The sequence below is a fragment of the Corynebacterium sp. HMSC070H05 genome (genome assembly GCF_001837615.1).
Taxonomy (GTDB): Bacteria; Actinomycetota; Actinomycetes; order Mycobacteriales; family Mycobacteriaceae; genus Corynebacterium; species Corynebacterium coyleae.
In genome coordinates, this window is record NZ_KV833291.1 from 1 (window position 1) to 403 (window position 403).

1 protein-coding gene is annotated in these 403 nt (G+C 58.3%); it reads left to right on the top strand.

The window, feature by feature from the left end:
• Window positions 1-403 (top strand): hypothetical protein (locus HMPREF2617_RS12000; RefSeq protein ID WP_210400798.1); only part of this gene is annotated, 403 nt, incomplete at both ends.

Here is a 403-nt window from a genome sequence, read left to right on the forward strand (position 1 = left end):
GATCGACGAGGACGGCAACGTTGTTGTCACCCCGGGTGAGAACGTTGATGGTCCGATCGACGTGACTATCACCGATCCGGATCTGCCGGATGGCAAGGTCGAGGTTGAGGTTCCGGTTAAGGACCACGAGAAGGGCAAGGACGACAACGGTTCCGAGGCTTCCGACGACAAGACCACCGTTGACGAGACTGGCAAGAACCCAGTTGAGCCGACGGATGAGAAGCAGGGCACTGGCGTCGTCGTCGAGAATGAAGACGACGAGACCAAGGTCACCGCGAAGGATGAAGACGGCAAGGATATCCCTGTCGTCATCAATCCGGAGACTGGTGAAGTTGAGGTCACCCCGGGTGAGGACGTCGATGGTCCGATCAACGTGACCATCGAAGACCCAGACCTGCCGAAC